Annotated in this window: 11 protein-coding genes; 7 read left to right on the top strand and 4 right to left on the bottom strand. The window is 40.8% G+C overall.

Annotated features, from left to right (window positions below; translation table 11 throughout):
- The first annotated feature begins 77 nt into the window (after positions 1-77).
- The 5 genes from ABJV04_RS04315 (at position 78) to ABJV04_RS04335 (ending at position 5484) form a co-directional block, all read left to right on the top strand.
- Positions 78-1907: a M2 family metallopeptidase gene (locus tag ABJV04_RS04315; RefSeq protein ID WP_348490072.1), complete on the top strand. Its 1830-nt coding sequence runs from the start codon at positions 78-80 to the stop codon at positions 1905-1907.
- Positions 1908-2777: 870 nt separating this feature from the next.
- A complete protein-coding gene (locus ABJV04_RS04320) occupies positions 2778-3179 on the top strand; it encodes a hypothetical protein (RefSeq protein ID WP_348490073.1) in 402 nt (133 codons plus the stop codon).
- A 36-nt stretch (positions 3180-3215) separates the two neighbouring features.
- Positions 3216-3896 carry a hypothetical protein gene (locus tag ABJV04_RS04325; RefSeq protein WP_348490074.1) on the top strand — a complete coding sequence of 227 codons (681 nt, stop codon included), beginning with the start codon at positions 3216-3218 and terminating at the stop codon, positions 3894-3896.
- A 107-nt stretch (positions 3897-4003) separates the two neighbouring features.
- Positions 4004-4390 carry a hypothetical protein gene (locus ABJV04_RS04330; protein WP_348490075.1) on the top strand — a complete coding sequence of 129 codons (387 nt, stop codon included), beginning with the start codon at positions 4004-4006 and terminating at the stop codon, positions 4388-4390.
- Positions 4391-4680: 290 nt separating this feature from the next.
- A complete protein-coding gene (locus ABJV04_RS04335) occupies positions 4681-5484 on the top strand; it encodes a PEP-CTERM sorting domain-containing protein (RefSeq protein WP_348490076.1) in 804 nt (267 codons plus the stop codon).
- A 322-nt stretch (positions 5485-5806) separates the two neighbouring features.
- Here ABJV04_RS04335 and sohB read toward each other — a convergent pair whose 3' ends face one another.
- Positions 5807-6829: a protease SohB gene (gene sohB, locus ABJV04_RS04340; protein WP_348490077.1), complete on the bottom strand. Its 1023-nt coding sequence runs from the start codon at positions 6827-6829 to the stop codon at positions 5807-5809.
- Between the two features lie 278 nt (positions 6830-7107).
- Positions 7108-9687, bottom strand: coding sequence for a VolA/Pla-1 family phospholipase (locus ABJV04_RS04345; RefSeq protein WP_348490078.1), 2580 nt, complete (start codon positions 9685-9687; stop codon positions 7108-7110).
- Positions 9688-10038: 351 nt separating this feature from the next.
- Between ABJV04_RS04345 and ABJV04_RS04350 the strand changes: the two genes are divergently transcribed.
- Positions 10039-10785, top strand: coding sequence for a YciK family oxidoreductase (locus ABJV04_RS04350; protein WP_348490120.1), 747 nt, complete (start codon positions 10039-10041; stop codon positions 10783-10785).
- A 144-nt stretch (positions 10786-10929) separates the two neighbouring features.
- On the opposite strand, the gene glnS is transcribed toward ABJV04_RS04350, so the two are convergent.
- A complete protein-coding gene (gene glnS / locus ABJV04_RS04355) occupies positions 10930-12594 on the bottom strand; it encodes a glutamine--tRNA ligase (protein ID WP_348490079.1) in 1665 nt (554 codons plus the stop codon).
- 188 nt (positions 12595-12782) lie between these two features.
- Between glnS and ABJV04_RS04360 the strand changes: the two genes are divergently transcribed.
- Positions 12783-13811 carry a substrate-binding domain-containing protein gene (locus tag ABJV04_RS04360; protein WP_348490080.1) on the top strand — a complete coding sequence of 343 codons (1029 nt, stop codon included), beginning with the start codon at positions 12783-12785 and terminating at the stop codon, positions 13809-13811.
- A 128-nt stretch (positions 13812-13939) separates the two neighbouring features.
- On the opposite strand, the gene ABJV04_RS04365 is transcribed toward ABJV04_RS04360, so the two are convergent.
- The gene (locus ABJV04_RS04365) at positions 13940-18262 is read right to left on the bottom strand and encodes an alpha-1,6-glucosidase domain-containing protein (protein ID WP_348490081.1); all 4323 of its coding nucleotides are present in this window, start codon (positions 18260-18262) and stop codon (positions 13940-13942) included.
- Positions 18263-18291: the final 29 nt, after the last annotated feature.

Below are 18291 nucleotides of genomic sequence, written 5' to 3' on the forward strand. Positions count from 1 at the left end.
TGTACAATGGACGATGATAAACGATTAAAGCGGCTTATTAGCCGCTTTTTCATTTCTGTTATAAAAAGGAAAAACACATGACGTTCAAACGCACTAAAAGTGCACTATTAGTTATTGCTGCCTTAGGTTTGGCTGCATGTGGGGATAAGCAAGAAATATCCTCTAATTCTGAACCCAAAGCACTAACTGAAAAAGATGCGCAGCAGTTTGTTGAAAAAGCACAAAAGGATATTTCAGAATTACTCATACCTGCAGCTCAGGCCGAATGGGCCTATCAAACTTATATTAATCAAGATACTGCAGCATTAAGTGCCTACTTCAACGAAAAAGTCACTTCTTTAGCAACAAATTATGCCAAAGAGTCAGCAAAATTTAACACCGTTGAGGTTGATCAAGACACCAGAAGAAAGCTCAACTTATTAACAAATAGTTTGGTTATGCCCGCGCCAAAAGATCCGACAAAGTCCGCCCGTTTAGCGCAAATTGGCTCTGAGTTAGGTGGTATGTATGGAGCTGGAAAGTATTGTCGCAGCGAAGATGAGTGTTTCAGTCTACCTGAAATGTCCAATATAATGGCAAGCGAACGTGACCCCAAACTATTATTAGAGATGTGGGAAGGTTGGCGCCAAGTCTCTCCCCCCATGAAAGCCCTTTATGCAGAACAAACTGAACTTGCGAACCTAGGTGCTCAAGAGTTGGGTAAAAAAGATTTAAGCGAAATGTGGCGCGGCAGTTACGACATGGAAGCAGAAGCATTTGGCCAAGAGCTAGATCGTTTATGGGGCCAAGTAAAACCATTCTATGAAGCACTTCACTGCCACGTTCGTGCCGAATTAGGTGAAAAGTACGGTGAAGATGTGGTGCCACAAGATGAGCCTATCCCTGCCCATTTACTCGGTAATATGTGGGGGCAATCATGGGGCAATATTTATGACATCGTAAAACCTGAACAAAAAATGGATGTTATTGATATTACCAAAGCGTTAGAAGAGCATGATTACGACGAAATCCAAATGGTTAAACAAGCCGAATCTTTCTTTTCTTCTTTAGGTTTTGCACCTTTACCAGAAACATTCTGGGAACGCTCCATGTTTACTCAGCCCAAAGAGAGAGATGCAGTCTGTCATGCTTCAGCTTGGGATGTTGATAACATCGAAGATCTGCGGATTAAAATGTGTATTCAAAAAAATGGTGAAGATTTCTCAACAATACATCATGAACTAGGTCATAACTATTATCAGCGGGCTTATAATAAACAACCCCCCCTATATCAAAACTCTGCAAATGATGGCTTTCATGAAGCTATTGGTGACACCATTGCTTTATCCATTACGCCTAAGTATTTAAAAGAAATTGGTTTGGTTGACAACATTCCTGATGCGTCAAATGATATTGGCATGTTACTTAAATTAGCCTTGGATAAAATTGCCTTTGTACCTTTTGGTTTAATGGTTGATCAATGGCGATGGAAAGTATTCTCTGGGGAAATCACGCCAGAACAATATAACAGCGGGTGGTGGCAACTACGTGAAAAGTATCAAGGTTTGCAAGCACCGGTTGATCGCCCTGCAGATGCATTTGATCCTGGGGCAAAATATCATGTTCCTGCCAATACCCCTTATACTCGCTACTTCTTAGCGCATATCTTACAGTTCCAATTCCACAGAAGTTTATGTGAAATTGCCGGTGACCAAGGTCCTGTGCACCGCTGTTCAATATACGGCAGTAAAGAAGCCGGTACTGCATTGAATAATATGTTGGAAATGGGACAAAGTAGACCTTGGCAAGAAGCATTAGAAACCTTAACCGGTAAACCTGAAATGGACGCTACTGCTATTCTTGACTATTTCGAGCCACTAAAAGCTTGGTTAGATGAACAAAATCAAGACAGAAAGTGTGGTTGGTAAATACTAAAAACCAGCACAAAAAAAGAGCGACTTAGGTCGGGCTATTGAGTCAACTCGGAGCTACTATTTTACGACAGTGGCTCTTTTTCTTTTTAAAACCTTGAAAATCAATAGATACCTAACAGGGCTATTGCAAGCCAGCAAGTAAATACCACAATGTAATGTACGATTAGCGAGTTTTTTCAATGAGTTATTTAAAACTCAGCAAAACCTCCTATAATATTGGATATAGGAGTGGTAATAATGACACGATATGTCTTCTTAGATACGGAAACAACTGGTTTAGAGCCTCATACTGGTTGTCATCGAATTTATCAAAGATACCAACCTTGTTATCTTTAATGCCCCATTTGATTTAAAGTTCCTAAATGCAGAGCTAAACCGTATAAATTACCCTCTACGATTTCTGATATTTGCGCAGAAGTGACTTGTGCAATGAAGCTTGCCAAGAGCAAGTTTGATGTTAGAAAAGTTAGCTAAGATGCAGCTTATCTGAGATGTGGTATAGATATTTCAAGTCGGACTAAACACAGCGCTTTACTTGATGCATCCCTCTGCGCCCAACTCTTTTTTAAATTACTCGATGAATCCGAAGTACCACTTAAATCAACACCACAGCAGAACAAACATACACCTACTAAAACCAATTCAATCCCAAGAGCCTATATAAACAAAGAAACGGGCAATTATACACAAGTTAATTTTTGCAAAAATCCAAAGTGTGAATACTTTGGTGTAATAGCTAAAAATCCTAAGTATAAAGACAATGGTGAGTTAAAGCGTGGTTTAGGCAATGAATATAAGCTTACGTGGAGTGATGATAAATCTGAACACATGCTGACCTGTAAACTATGTGGGCATAGCACGACCATGATACATAACCGTTGCTTCGAAGCGGAAGTAGCACGTTTATCAACGGTGCATGAACCAATAGAGCCTACTTGTCCAAATAAAGCGATACCAGCTATCCCAAGCAGCTTTCGATATTACTACATCCCGCATTCACCTGAAAGCAGGAGAGGAACGCGGATTCAAAAGCCAAGATGTAACAACAGAGATAAAGGCATTTACACTCATCCAGCGCTTTATAAATTAGATGGTAAAACTCAACCTGACCGCGTTATTGATCATATAATCAAAGAACCACTTAAAAAAGGCGGCAAGCCAGTAACGCAAGTTATTAAAGAAGATAGATTAGGCTCTCAACTTATAACCTGTAAGGAGTGTGATACTCGGTTTGCCATTAAGGTAAATCCCGCTAACCGTCATTAACGAGATTTAACTAACGTTACAATCTTTAAAGATTTGATGAACAAAGACATCATTAATCGGATGATGGATAAGCATGGGCTTGGTGCCAAAGTCATTTACGATAAAATCAATTTCTTTTATGAGCAAGCCATAGCTTTTGACCACTATCACTCTCAAATGTTAGACCATGCTGTTGCCACTAAAACCCTGAATCTTAGCTCAGACAGACAGTTTTATTTAAGTAACTGGGGCGACCATAACATGCCAAAGCCTACGCCTATTGTGAATACATCAACGGTCGATAACGACACAGGATTTGTTTTTGTTTCAAACGTTAATTTCGATTTCACCAGTAACTACATCGAGATAAACAAAGAGCATCGTGAAAAGAAAGAGCAAGAGAAGTTTCCCTATTACAGACGTTATGCGCAATACGTATTAAGTGACGATGATGTTAACGAGCAAGCGTCAGAAACTGAGCGCAATGTTGAGCTACAAATGCCACCAAAAGGGTTATTGGTTCAACAAACTTACAGTGTGTTAGCTCACTATACATTGCTTAAAGAAAAGCTTAAATATGCAAACCGTTTTCACTTGTATGCCGGTAACGATTCAGGCATCAAATTGGTCCTAGGAGCAGTTTTCTGCGATTGGATAGCTCATCATATGCTTTATATGCCTTTCAAATCTCTGCTGACTAATCAGGAAGCGCTCAGTACCTTGATGATATATTATTAGAGCGTTTCAAAGAAATTCGAAATGAATTAAAAAAAGACAATCCAGATCTAACCAAAGAAGAAATCAAAGCCGCACTTTGGCAAGCGCAGCTATCAAACAGAAAGAGAGTGGGTAATGCTAAATCAGAATGGATAATCAACCCCAACAGAGAATCCCGGTTAGCAATGATGCTGCCGCTTGGTGATGTTAAAAATATGACTCCCCAATTAGTAGAAAAATCTTTAATGAATACATCACTGCATGGTGTTGATAATTGGTTTCAAATCTTACGTAGGCACATCAACTTTTTAGAGCGTCCAGTCACCAGCGCCACTAACTCTAAGCGTTGGAATGCCAATGCAGGCTATAACCCAGAATGGATGGTAAAACTCATAGAAATAAAACGAGTATATTTCAATTATTGCATGACCAATGAGCGCACTATTAACAAAAATTATAAAAGTAACAACAAACCAAAACCTACCACACCCGCAATGCGACTTGGTTTAACCTAGAAGATCTATACAGCCCAAGAGTTGCTGTCGTTTAGCTTTGATAAAGTGCGAATTGATGAAGTCTATCGCAACAAACCTGAACACGTTCCAAGCTTTATGAATAACCGATTTTAGTGTCAAATTAATTTACAAAAGCACTAGTTTCAAATCACACAACACCACTAACCTTTTGTTTTTTTGTAATTTACCTAATTGGCGCACTATTTGCGTAGTATCCAATATGTATTTAATTTTGGCTTTATTAAATAACTTACAACTTCGATTGGCATAGAATTAAAAGGAAAACTCAAATGAAAAATAAATTTTTAAAAGCATTAGTGGCTAGCTTTATTCTGGCTATTAGTGGTTTAGCTAATGCAGGTTTGATTACTTACGCAACTTCGGGCAGTGGTGGTGCTATTAGTGACTTATATACTGTAGACATTGTCACTGGGGATACCACATTAATCGGAAATACAGGCTTAGCCTTAAATTCTATTGCGTTTTATAACGGAGTACTATACGGAACTGAACGCCTAGGTGGTTCTTTGGTTTCAATTAATACTGACACTGGTGAATCTAGTGTAATTGGCGCGCTAGGAACTAATGTAACAAGCTTTGCTATTAGTAATTCTGGTGAAGCCTTCGGTTGGAGTGAGAGTTCTGATGACGCAGTTTCAATTAACCTTCTAACAGGAGCAACCTCTGTTTTGGGAGATGCTGGAGTATTTAGCGCGACCCACGGCTTAGCATTTGCAGATGATATGCTGGTTTTTTTCAATGCAGACGGTAACTTTTATGATGTAAATGAGTTATCAGGAAGCTTATCTTTAATCAGCAGTACAGGCCTTGATCGCTTCAGTCGTGGAGCCATAGATGGTGATATTTCTTCAGAGGATGGATTATATTACGGTTTGACTTGGCAGGAGCTTGAATTTGGAATTAATAAGCTAAATTATACAGATGGATCTTTTGAGGGATTTATAGCTACCGATGTTCAGTTGCATACTTTAACCTTTGCTGGGACAACAGAAGTTCCTGAGCCATCTACATTAGCGGTATTTGCTTTAGGTTTAATAGGATTAGCTTCTCGTAAGTTTAAGAAGCAAGCTTAATCTACAAGTTTAGCTTTTAAGAAAACACTGATCATAATGGTCAGTGTTTTTTGTTTCTTGATATACAAAAACAGAGAGTTTCTCATCAATCCCCTTTTCTATCTAGCCAAATCACACCTTTAACTAACTGAAAAATTTAACTAATCGTACATTTATAAGCTGTTCGGCAATATTCTTACCTTTCATACCCTTTGAAAAATATAGAAAAAGATTTATGACAATAAAAAGCCGCTTCGTTATTTCAACAAAACGGCTCCAAGTTAACTCAATAGCCCGGACTTAGGTCGCTCTTTTTTATTGATAAAATTTACTTAACGTTTATCTATTTGAACAAGGTCTGACTTTTAGACCAAAGCTTCACTAAAGCAGATTCAATCCCTGTAGAGGCTGCTTTACCAAACTTCTCTGCCAAACCTTTTTTCTTACTGTACTTCACTGAAAAGATATTTCGACTGTCTAATTTACTCATTAAGAAGTCATCAGAAGTTTGGATAGTATCCACTAAGCCTAATTCTTTTGCTCGACTACCATACCAGTATTCACCTGTGGCGACTTTATCAATGTCTAGATCGGCACGGTTAGAAGACACGAAGTCTTTAAACATCACATGCACTTCTTCTAGTTCTTGCTTGAACTTATCGCGCCCCTGATCGGTATTCTCACCAAACAAGGTTAATGTCCGTTTAAAGTCACCGGCAGTATGCTGTTCAAATTCAATATCGTTTTTCTTTAGAACTTTATTAAAGTTAGGCAGTTGGGCAATTACCCCAATTGAGCCGATAATCGCAAACTTAGCACTCAAAACATGATCAGCAACACAGGCCATCATATACCCGCCACTTGCTGCTACCTTGTCTACTGCGGCAGTGAGATGAATATTTTTATCTTTTAGACGTTGCAATTGTGAGGCTGCTAACCCATACCCATGGACGACACCGCCACCGCTTTCTAGGCGCACTAAAACTTCATCTTTTGGTTGTGCAGCACATAAAATAGCAGTAATTTCCTCGCGTAAACTATCTACTTCATGGGCATCCATTGAACCTTTAAAATCCAACACAAAAAGATTAGCCTTAACCTCGTCCTTGTCTTTCTTTTTGGCTTCTTTATCAGCTTTTTTCTGTTCTTTCTGCTTTTTCTTAAGCTGCTCTTTACTTAAAAGGAGATGTTGTGCATGTTCTTTTAACTCATCAAAGTGCTCAGACATTGATTTAATTTCTAATTGACCAGCGCCCTGCTTTTGCTTGGAAGAAAGCGCAATTATCCCGCCAACAGCCAATAAAATTGCCACCACGATGGTGATTGCTTTGGCTACAAACAACCCATATTGAAATAAAAATTCCAAGCGTAACTCCTTTATATTGATTAAAAAATCAACTTATTCATATTATAAGTGAGGGGTCAGTATAAAACCGTTCCCAGCGGTAATCCCTTTATGTGGGGACAAATTGTGAGATTAAAAGCATTTTATTTACGCATTTCAATGCTCGATAAGCTTCGACGATAGTCAGAATATATCCAAGCTATTGATGCTACAACCCATTAAACACCAATAATGTGAGGTAACAAACTGCAGACAAAAAAAAGCCAAGTCAGAGACTTGGCTTTTACTATGCTTTGTACTTAGTTAGCAACCACCGAAGAATCAGTAACTACAATTGTACCGCCTGTGGCAAAAAATGCCGCAGCTTGTTTTTGCATTTCAGTTGTTACCGCCGCACTAGGTGACGGGCTCAATAAACTGGAGTGAACACCAGCAATAAAGCGTACAAGTCCATTCCCCTCAGTGGTACTTGATACTCCACTTAAACCTGCAAAGTTCGCCAAAGGCTCAGTACCCGCAAAAGTTGAAGAGTTAACCGTTGTATTGGGAATGACCTGATCCGGCAATGCCGTTGAACCATCATCATTGGTACCGCCACCGATAACTTCTTGGAACATAAAGCTAGTATTAGAGGCAAGTAAAGATGCAAAGTTATTTGGATCTGATGCATCCGTTATGGTTTGTGCTGCAAATACGAAACTAGCGAATGTGGCATTAATTTCAGCCAAACCGGCTTCATCAAGTTGCGCTTCATAAGCAATGAATGCCGGTATTATTGCATCTGCTGCAGGGATTTGATTTTCCGTTGCATACTCAACTAGGTAAGTTTGAAACTCAGTAGACGAAGACGCTAATAAGGAACCTTTAATCAGGTTACTAAAGCTAGGTGATTCAATTAAGAAACCACCCGTACCGCCACCAGGTACGTTAAATACAGCAGTTTCAAAAGCGTACATAGAATCAAAGGCTGCAAGAGGGTTGCTTTCACCAAATGATTTATTTGCAGAAGCAACAGATGGAATACCAGTAATCGAACCTAAGCTCTGTCCAATATAAGAAACTTTGCTGGCATCCAAATCAACACTACCACCGGTTAAATCTACAACAGCGTTCAAACCTAAACGTAAACCCATAACGTCAACGATACTCTGACGATTGTTATCTCGAGTGGTAAGCAGTGACGCTAGATTTAGATAATCTGTAGTAGAGCCTCCAAAGCCAGTTGATGTATTAACTACTTGCCCGTCGATAGTAAACCCACGGCTACCATGCAATGGATGATCTATTGCAACTGTGGCGAATCCTGCAAGAGATAACGCCCCTGTAATCGCTAAGAAGTCTTCTTTTCTAGAGGTAATACCATGTTGCAGAATAACCACAGGCCAGCCCGATTCAGGCTTACTAATGGCAGTTACACCAGAGTCAGGTATCGCAGCCAAAACTGCAATTACAGTAGGATCTGGCACAGTAATTTGAACATCAAGGGTTTCAGTACCATCTTCGTTCGTACCTTGAGGAGCCGGAATAGGACTGTAACGAGTAACATGGCGTAAGTCATTTACCCCCACATTAGTCAAATCCAAATCTAACAATTGACCACCAGATGCAGCTTGACACAGGTCGTTATTCTCGCCAGTAGTAATAGTACCGTTGGCCAACAAGGTAGCTATTTGTTCGCTGCCTAGCGTCTGCAGTGCTAAACCATTTGTACACGCCGCTTCCCAACGTCCATTTAATGGATCAACAGGATCACTGTAATATGGTAAATCTATACTCCCTGACTTCATAGAAGCAGCACAAAATGCACCTACTTGCGGGAAAACACTCGCTGCTGTGGAAAATAATGGCGAGGAACTATCAGAAATCGCAGCAATCATGCCATCACAGGTATTTAAACCTACGGCCATTAATCCTGCCAATTGGTCTTCACCTAATAAACTTGGCGCTAAAATATCAAATGCCGTAGACATAGACGCTTCCGATACCGGAATAACAGGTAAATATGCCGCGGCTTCAGCAGGAGATAATCCACCTTGTAGAGCTTGTGCAAAAGGCGCAATTTGTAGCTGTTTAACAGTATCTATAATTTGCGTGGTAGATTGTGTGGTAAAAGTATAGCTAAATATTATCTCATCTTGACTCAATCCAGCTTGGCTAGTTAAAACCGCTTCGTAAGAATTGATAATACCCTGCAAACTAAGTTGCGATTCTGTTGCCAATGGTAAAGTTGTAATATCTTGTCTTACTAACTCATAAGTAGTCGATGGTTTTAACGCTTGTCCACCAGCAGTTAGCTTATTCGTTGCTACCACATAATAAGAAGTTGATTCTTTTAACGGTTTGAGCGGCACAATAGCCACGTCATTACCACTTGCAGTAGTTACAAAATCTACCCCAAAGGTTAATTCAGCACCGACTTTACAGCCAGTAATAGGTGATACGTTGGTGCAATCGGGATCATTCAAATCGCCACCAATGGCACCTTCGAATATACGCACTGCCCCAGCACTTGCCGCTGAAGCAGCATCTAAACTTACACCATCAGGGTGAGAAGTTGAAAAAGTGAATGGATGTTGAGTTGACCAACCATCTAACGCTCCTAGTGCAGCTGATGGATTACCAAAATCTGGCGTTCCGCCATTTGCCTGTCCAGCAACCTCATCCGGCATTTCCAACGTACCATCATCTGTCACTTCCACTAACGCGAAAAATAAGTCATTTGGAACATTCAATACACTATTGGAGGGGTCAAACATAATACGTGAAGCGGGAACTGTTTTCGTAGTATCTTGTTGGATTTCTTTCAGTTCATCGCCACCACCGCAACCAGCGAGCACAAACACTGCAGCGATACTTGTGCTGATTAACAGTTTTTTCATTATTTCTCCCAAATACAGTTAATTCATTGATACACATGCGAAAAGTTTATTTTTTGGCCAACATTTGTATGTTGTTTGAGCCTTTCAACTTTTAACAAGTATGACCAGTTGTCATTGCCACCATAGTATTGGCTTTGTTAGTTTTTTGCAAATGAGTTTGTTAAAATATTGTTAGATAGCTTCGCAGTGAAAAAAAAGCCTATTTTTCACGGTTTGTTAAACATCTTAAACTTACAAAAGGATCAATTCTTTCAAAACCTACTCTGATTATTCAGTTAAATTAAAAATGAATACCTCCAAAAGCCCTTAAATGTTAGGATCTATTACCTTTTGCTCAACTCATATTTTAACATGCTCAATTTTTCTGCCTCTTTAAATGCCTTACAAAACAAAACAATAATAATTACTGGTGCCGGTGCTGGAATCGGTAAAGCGGCCGCTATCAACTTCGCCAAGCATGGCGCCACAGTCATACTTTTAGGCCGCACAGTTAAAAAGCTTGAATCGGTTTACGATGAAATAGTAGAAGCCGGATACCCAGAGCCAGCTATCGTCCCCTTAGATATGAAAGGCGCAACAAAAAAGCATTATCAGGATATGGCTAACACTATTATTAATCAGTTTGGAAAACTAGATGGCGTATTGCAAAATGCCAGTCTATTAGGACACCTAGAGCCTTTTAAACAAATTGAAGAAGATATATTCAATGAGGTAATGCAGGTTAATTTAAACAGTCAATTTTTAATGACACAAGCATTGTTAGAAGCCCTTGAACTTGCTCCTCAAGCCTCTGTTGTGTTTACTAGCTCCAGTGTGGGTAGCCAAGGAAGAGCCTATTGGGGTACTTACTCCATATCAAAATTCGCCACTGAAGGAATGATGCAAGTTTTAGCGGATGAATACGCAGGTACAAAATTACGCTTTAACTGTATTAATCCAGGTGCAACTCGCACTTCCATGCGTGCAAAAGCATTTCCAGGTGAAGAAACAAGTACCCTTAAAACACCAGAAGATATTATGCCTCTTTATTTATATTTAATGTCAGATGACAGTAAAGAAGAAAATGGGAAAACCTTCGTAGCCCAACCAAAATCCTAATATTATGGCTAAAGCCGAGTATTAAATAGGTCTAAAGAATACATTCCTTACAAACAAAAAAAGTGCGGCTTTTTCAAGCCGCACTTTTTAATTAAACGATGATAAACCTAGCTTCATTAACTCAGAAACTCAGTTTACATAAAGTTAATCGCCAATTTTTGCCCAAGTATCACGCAAACCTACGGTACGATTAAATACCAATTTACTTTCATTACTGTCTTTGTCTTTACAGAAATAACCAGTCCGTTCAAATTGTACGGTTTGGTTTATTTGTGCATCTAACAAGCTAGGTTCAACCCATCCATTTTTAACGATTAATGAATCAGGGTTGATGCAGTCTACAAAGTTTTCTTCAGCTGCAGGGTTAGGTGCAGTGAACAAACGATCATAAAGTCGAATTTCAGCAGGCAGTGCTTTACTGGCACTTACCCAATGGATCACGCCTTTGACTTTACGGCCATCGGCTGGGTCTTTACCTAAGGTATCAGGATCATAACTACAATAAATAGTTGTCACCTCTCCTTCTGCATTTTTTTCAACTCGTTCCGCTTTAATCACATAAGCATTACGCAAACGTACCTCTTTACCCAAGACTAAGCGTTTAAACTTCTTATTCGCTTGCTCACGGAAGTCATCAGCTTCAATTAATACTTCTTGGGTAAAAGGAATACTGCGCGTGCCTTTGCCTTCATCATTTGGATGATTGGCGGCAGTCAGTTCTTCAACTTGATCTGCAGGGTAATTTTCAATCACGACTTTCACTGGCGATAATACCGCCATGGCACGATTGGCATTTTCATTGAGGTCTTCTCGAATACACGCTTCAAGCATGCCCATTTCGACCATATTATCCATTTTGGTCACACCAATGCGTTTACAAAATTCACGCACTGAATCTGGGGTATAACCTCTTCTGCGCAATCCGGCAATGGTGGGCATACGTGGATCATCCCACCCGTGCACATAGTCTTCTTCAACCAATTGGATCAGTTTACGTTTACTCAACACGGTATATTCTAAGTTTAACCGTGAAAATTCGTACTGACGTGGTTGTGACTGAATATCAATATTATCTATCACCCAGTCATACAGACGACGATTATCCTGAAATTCCAAGGTACACAGTGAATGGGTAATTCCTTCAATGGCATCAGAAATACAGTGGGTAAAGTCGTACATTGGGTATACACACCATTTATCACCTGTTTGATGATGGTGAGCAAATTTAACTCGATAAATGACGGGATCGCGCATACACATAAATGCCGAGGTCATATCAATTTTAGCTCGCAGAACACACTGTCCTTCAGCATATTCACCCGCAGTCATTTTTTTAAATTCAATTAAGTTTTGTTCAACTGTGGTGTCCCGATAAGGACTATTTTGTCCAGGTTGGGTTAAGGTGCCACGCATTTCACGCATTGCTTCTTGGGTGGAGAAGTCAACGTACGCCAAACCTTTTTCGATTAACTCAGTGGCATAAGCGTGTAGCTGATCAAAATAGTTTGAAGAGTAACGAGCGTCACCTTCCCATTCAAAACCTAACCAATGCACATCGTTCTTGATTGAATTAACATAATCAATATCTTCTTTATCAGGATTAGTATCATCAAACCTGAGGTTACAGGTTCCTTGATAATCTTGCGCAATACCAAAATTCAGGCAGATCGATTTCGCGTGTCCTATATGCAAATAACCATTAGGCTCAGGCGGAAAACGTGTGTGAATTTGTTTGTGCAACCCTGCTTGCAAATCTTTATCAATAATTTGACGTATGAAGTTGGTCGGACGAATGTCTGTCTCGGCCATTAATAGTTCCCCTGTAACACATGAATTAGAAACGAAAAAAGAAGCCATTATAGCACTTTGCTACCAAGGCAAAATCTTTTTAATCAAATAATTTATAAAGCTTTACACCAAAAGCTGGTGTATAAAAGTAAGGAACTAAACCAATTCCATTTACCAGCATCGCTCAATAATAATAATAAGTAATCACTATGAAAGTAAAAGCGACCTCATTTGATATTGCCCATTTAGCCGGAGTGTCACAATCTACCGTATCTAGAGCCCTTAGGGATAGCCCTTTGGTTAATCAACAAACCCGCGATAAAATCAAAGCTATCGCGGCTGAATTAAATTATAAAGTTGATAAAAATGCGAGTAATTTACGGCAACAACAAAGCAAGACATTAGCGCTGTTGTTGTTTGAAGATTTAACCACTGACGATTCTTTAATCAATCCATTTTTTCTTTCTATGATTGGCAGCATTACTAAAGCTAGCTCACTGGCCGGATACGACTTGCTAATCTCATTTCAAAATATGGGAGATGATTGGCATGCGGAATTCAAAGACACCAATAAAGCCGATGGAATTATCTTATTGGGCTATGGAGACTTTGTAGATTATCAAGATAAATTAACCCAATTAGAAGAACAACAAACCCATTTTGTTAGATGGGGCCCCGAAGATAAAGAACACCCTGGTATTTCTATTGGATGTGACAACTACCAAGGCGGATTTGATATTACTCAACATTTAATTGAAGCAGGACGCAAAACCTTTGCTTTTGTAGGCGGAGCTGACGATCATGCACCAGAATTTCAGTCACGCTATTTGGGTCATTGCCAAGCATTAGAAGATGCGCGGCTGAAGGTAGACAAAAACTATCAAGTTGAAGCCTTTTCAACTGAAAATTCAGGATATGATGCGGCTAAACAACTTTTGACAGACAGTCCAGAAATAGATGCTATCTGTTGTGCTAGTGACTTAATCGCTATTGGAGTAATGCAAGCATGCCAAGATCTAGGCAGACATATCCCCACTGATATTGCAGTGGTAGGATACGACAACATTCCAGTATCACGCTTTACTCACCCACCATTAACGACGGTTTCTCAAGATACTATTCGCGCAGGTGAATTATTAGTAGCGAGTCTTGTGGCGCTAATAAACGGTGAAGAACCGACGACACAATCCATGCAAGTTGAAGTCATTAAACGTGGATCTTGTGGATATAAAAACTAACCTCCCCTCTTTATTCGTCCTTACATAAAAACGCGCTAGATTTCGTCTCTTTTAAACTAACAGACGACATCTAACGCGTTACTCTTTATTTAATGACTCTTTTTACAAAGTGAATATTTTAAATCAGGTTACTCCACTTCGCTGACGGTGACTTTAGCCGCTTGGGGATCCGGTCCTGTCACACTGAACTGATATAAACCTGCGCTATCAATATCTAACAGTAAATTACTGCCGTTATAGCTCAGAGTAAAAGCTGAATCTAACATAACAGTTGAGCTTTCTTCATTGCCGCCTAAGTTAATCGTCGACCAATCACTAGAAGCCACTTTAAATTCATAACTGCCTACTTTAAGGTCGATTTGCACTGCATACTCCCCATCACCGTTATAAATTAAGGTATCGACTTCTCCCCAACCGTTCATACCACCTCGAATATAAACGGACGTATCAGCAAAGAACTCGGTAGAAAATACTGAGATCTTAGGCTCATCAGGATTGCTCATATCGAATATAAAGCTATATTTCCCTTCATCAATGATAGTCAGCCCAAGGTTACTGCCACTGATTGCTGCAAACTTCTCCTGACCAATGACAATAGATGTATCTGACTCACCACTGCCATAATCCACTGTCGACCAATCAGCAGACGCAATCTTAAACTCGTAACTGCCGGCACTGAGATTCATCGTTGTAGTATAAATACCGCCAACCTCATAGGCCATTGGGTTATCTTCGCTCCAATCATTCATGCCACCGCGGACAAATACTGTGGTACCAAAGAAAGGTTCTTCGTTATCAACACTAAACACCGGTGCCTCTGAATCGCTAGCATCAATTACAAACTTCAAAGTCGCATCTTCGCTTAGGGTTAGTTGTAAATTAGAACCACCTCTAGACAACGTCTTTTCATCACCTAAGGTGACGCTTTGATCAGAAGAGCCAAAATCTACCGTAGACCAATCAGCAGAGGCGACTTTAAATTCATATGCGCCTGCCGCTACTTCGATAACCGCTTCATAGATGCCGTCACCCACGTAGTTCATGCTATCGCTTTCACCCCATCCATTGAATGCACCACGGACAAACACGGTAGTACTGCCATAAGGCACCACATCCGGCGCACCAGAAGTGGCATAAGCAGATAACCCGCCACCTTGGGCGCCCATTTGTGGTTTCACAAATACAGCGGTGGTTAAAGCAGGCACCGTAAAAGTACCTTCCCCTTCCGCGCCAGTAAAATACGCTCCTCTGACAACAGGATCCGTTGAGGCCATTTGGGTACTGTGCAGTTCAAAACCCGATGCCGTAGGCACTGTATGGTTTTGCTCTTCATAACTGGTATTCACCACCACCACCAAGGCATCCACCATAGGATCAAGATCTGCACGGGGCATGTCTGGGTCGTCAGAGATACCATCATCGATGCTCATCACTATCAATCCATTGGTTTGACGACGACCAATATTATGGAAGCCGATGCGATCAATGATTTGTTGAGCAGTGGTTAATCGAAACAATGGACTCTCAGCACGTATAGATAACATTTCATCAAAAATGGCTGAGGCAAACTCGATCTCAGTCATGCTCGCCGCACGCTCAGGTGCAGTAAAATAAGCATGAATAGTATCCCAGTTATCCTGATTATTTTGTGCTAAAGGCAACCCCACATTCCAGTTATTGGTTTGCATGGTGAAATCCACATAGTTAAACCAATCACCGGCATCATAGGTATTACGATCCATTGATTTAGAGCGTAAGAAGTCGCCGCCCATTTGTAAAAACGGAATGCCTTGTGACATCAGTGGTAAAGTCGCACCTACATTTTGCGCCCTCACACGTTGGGTTAATGTTAGGTCATCAGGCAAGGTATATTGGAACTGATCCCACAAGGTTTCATTATCATGTTTAGACACATAATTAATAATATCGGCAGGATCAGTGGCGTAGCCACCTATACTACTGGTTGTTGAAGCCACACCATTAAAGTCTTCTAGCACATAATCCGTTAGGGTACCGGCTAGCGACATTTTAATCCTGTCTTGGTCACTCATGGAGGCGTTATCCGCTTCGCGCTTAAAAACGTTACCTTGACGTACCGCTTCACGAATTCGGTCATTGTAGGTACCGATTTGAGTACCCGCCATATTTGGCTGATTCGCTTGCTCGTAACCACGATCTTCTCGCGTCCAACCTTCACCATAAAAATAGGTATCTTCATCAACCTCTTTAACGGCTTCGAATAAATCCACCATGGTGTCTTTGCTTGCCTGACTCATAATGTCAAAACGGAAGGAATCAAATTTATATTCAGACGCCCAAAGGGTTAAGGAGTCTTTCATTAATTTTTCCATCATTACATTACGCGGCTCAGTATCATCACAACAGGTTTCACGAATGATATCGCCGCTATCCACTGCGTACCTGTGGTAATAACCAGGGACAACTTTATCTAACACAGATTTAGTATTCAGTTCTGAGGCATTGGTATGGTTGTAGACAACATCCAGTGCAACACGCAATCCCAACTCATGTAATGCCATGTTCATTGCACGCATTTCTTTGATTCGAGTTACACCATCGGGATCAGATGAATAGCTGCCTTCAGGGGTATTAAAATGGAAGGGATCATAACCCCAGTTAAATTGATCATGATTGCGCATGGCCTCTACGATCTCTTGAGCTTTGACTTCCTCACCTACGCCGTAACTTTGATATAACTCCAGTAGTGTCATGTCATCGCTGATAGAACTGTCCTGACAAATATTAGCTGCTGAATTAAGTCTGCATAAGTCAGCGAAAGTGCTATTAAGATCAACAACCTTGCTAGTATCTTCTTCAATTGAGGCAATATCATTGGCAGGCAAAACATGGAAGTGAGTCACACCGGTTTCTGCTAACTTACGCAAATGCTCGACAGGATCGCTGCCCTGTTCAGTAAAGGCTAAATATTTGCCGCGATTGGCTTGTGAAGTACTTTCATCCCGTACGCTAAAGTCTCGAATATGCCCTTCATAAATCACCGCATCTTCAAAGTTTTCAATAGTAGGAATGACATGTGAATCCCAGCCATCGGGCTTAAGATCATCGTCCTGCAAATTCACGAACTGAGAAAAACGGCTATTGGTAGATAGACTAACCGAATAAGGGTCAGTGACATTCAACACCTGAATACCTTCCGCTTTAGGATGATAAACCGTTACTTCATATCGATATAATTGGCGGTCTAACTCAGTGCCACCTGTATACGACCAAACACCAGAATCTGCATCCATTGACATGGGAATAGTAGACGCCAGAGTTTTATCTTGGTTGTACAATTTTAACTGTACATTTTGCGCAGTGGGTGCCCAAACTGCAGCGGTAATGTTATCGCCTGCGTAGATAGGTCCAAGAGTTGCTTCGTCGGCGTCCATATCTCCTGAGGTATACACTTGGTCAATAACATTGGCCAGTTGAATACCCGTGGCCGCAACAATCACACCATCTGCATTATAACCGGCTAAAACGGCCTGAGTTGTCAACACCGTTTTGGCGTCCTCAAGGCTCCAATCACCGTAAAACGCGGGTAAATTGGATAAATGTGGAGCTATGGCAGTTTGTTCATCGGTTAAATCTGTTGCCATTAATTCGATGGCCGTACCATTTAAGCCTGTCTCTAAGGACGCTTCTAGAGCAGCATCAGCGGAATAGTGTAATTTAACTGTTGCCACAGCATCACCAGCATCCCAAAGTAGCGTATTAACATCTAACCAATGGGCTGCTTGACCTTCAATTTTAACCGGCTGAGGACCAAGGGATACAATAGGATACTCAAACACGGTTTCTTCACCAGAAAAGGTAAAGTTCATGCGAGCAAAGTCCGGGTCATCTTGAGAAAGCGGCATTCTTTTGTCCGAACCGCCCATTTCTTTACCAGCATCGTCAGTACCAATATGGATAATGAAATTTCCACAAGCACCTTCAGTGCCCGCGTAATCATCCACAAGCTCAATCACCCAATAAGCACCATAGTTAGGATCCACACCATCGTGCACACGTCCATTAGCCCAATCAGTATCAGAATCGGCATAAGCACTACAGGTATCATTGTTCCAAGTGTGCAATCGATAGCCTTCATAGGAGGGATCAGTAGAGGAATTATCCGCTCCTACCGCTGCACGGTTATAATATAAAACCGCCTGATCCATTGCTGGGGTAACCATAGGTTCAGGAGCGGTTGGATCAGCGCCCACCACACAGGCATCATTGGTTTCATTTGGCACTGTGGGAGCGTCACACTGAATGGGAGGTGGCGCTTCACAGGCAGTACCCGTTGAATTAGGTACATTAGGAACACTGCACGTCAGCAAGTTATTACTTCCTGACTTCACATCAGCCCCACCACATCCGCTTAAAATCAGTGCAGTTGCTAGCAGCAGCATTTTCACTAAAGGGTTAAAATTGGTAAACATAGGTCTATACTCCAATGTTATTTTCTTTT

Source organism: Aliiglaciecola sp. (genome assembly GCF_039982535.1).
Classification (GTDB): Bacteria; Pseudomonadota; Gammaproteobacteria; order Enterobacterales; family Alteromonadaceae; genus Aliiglaciecola.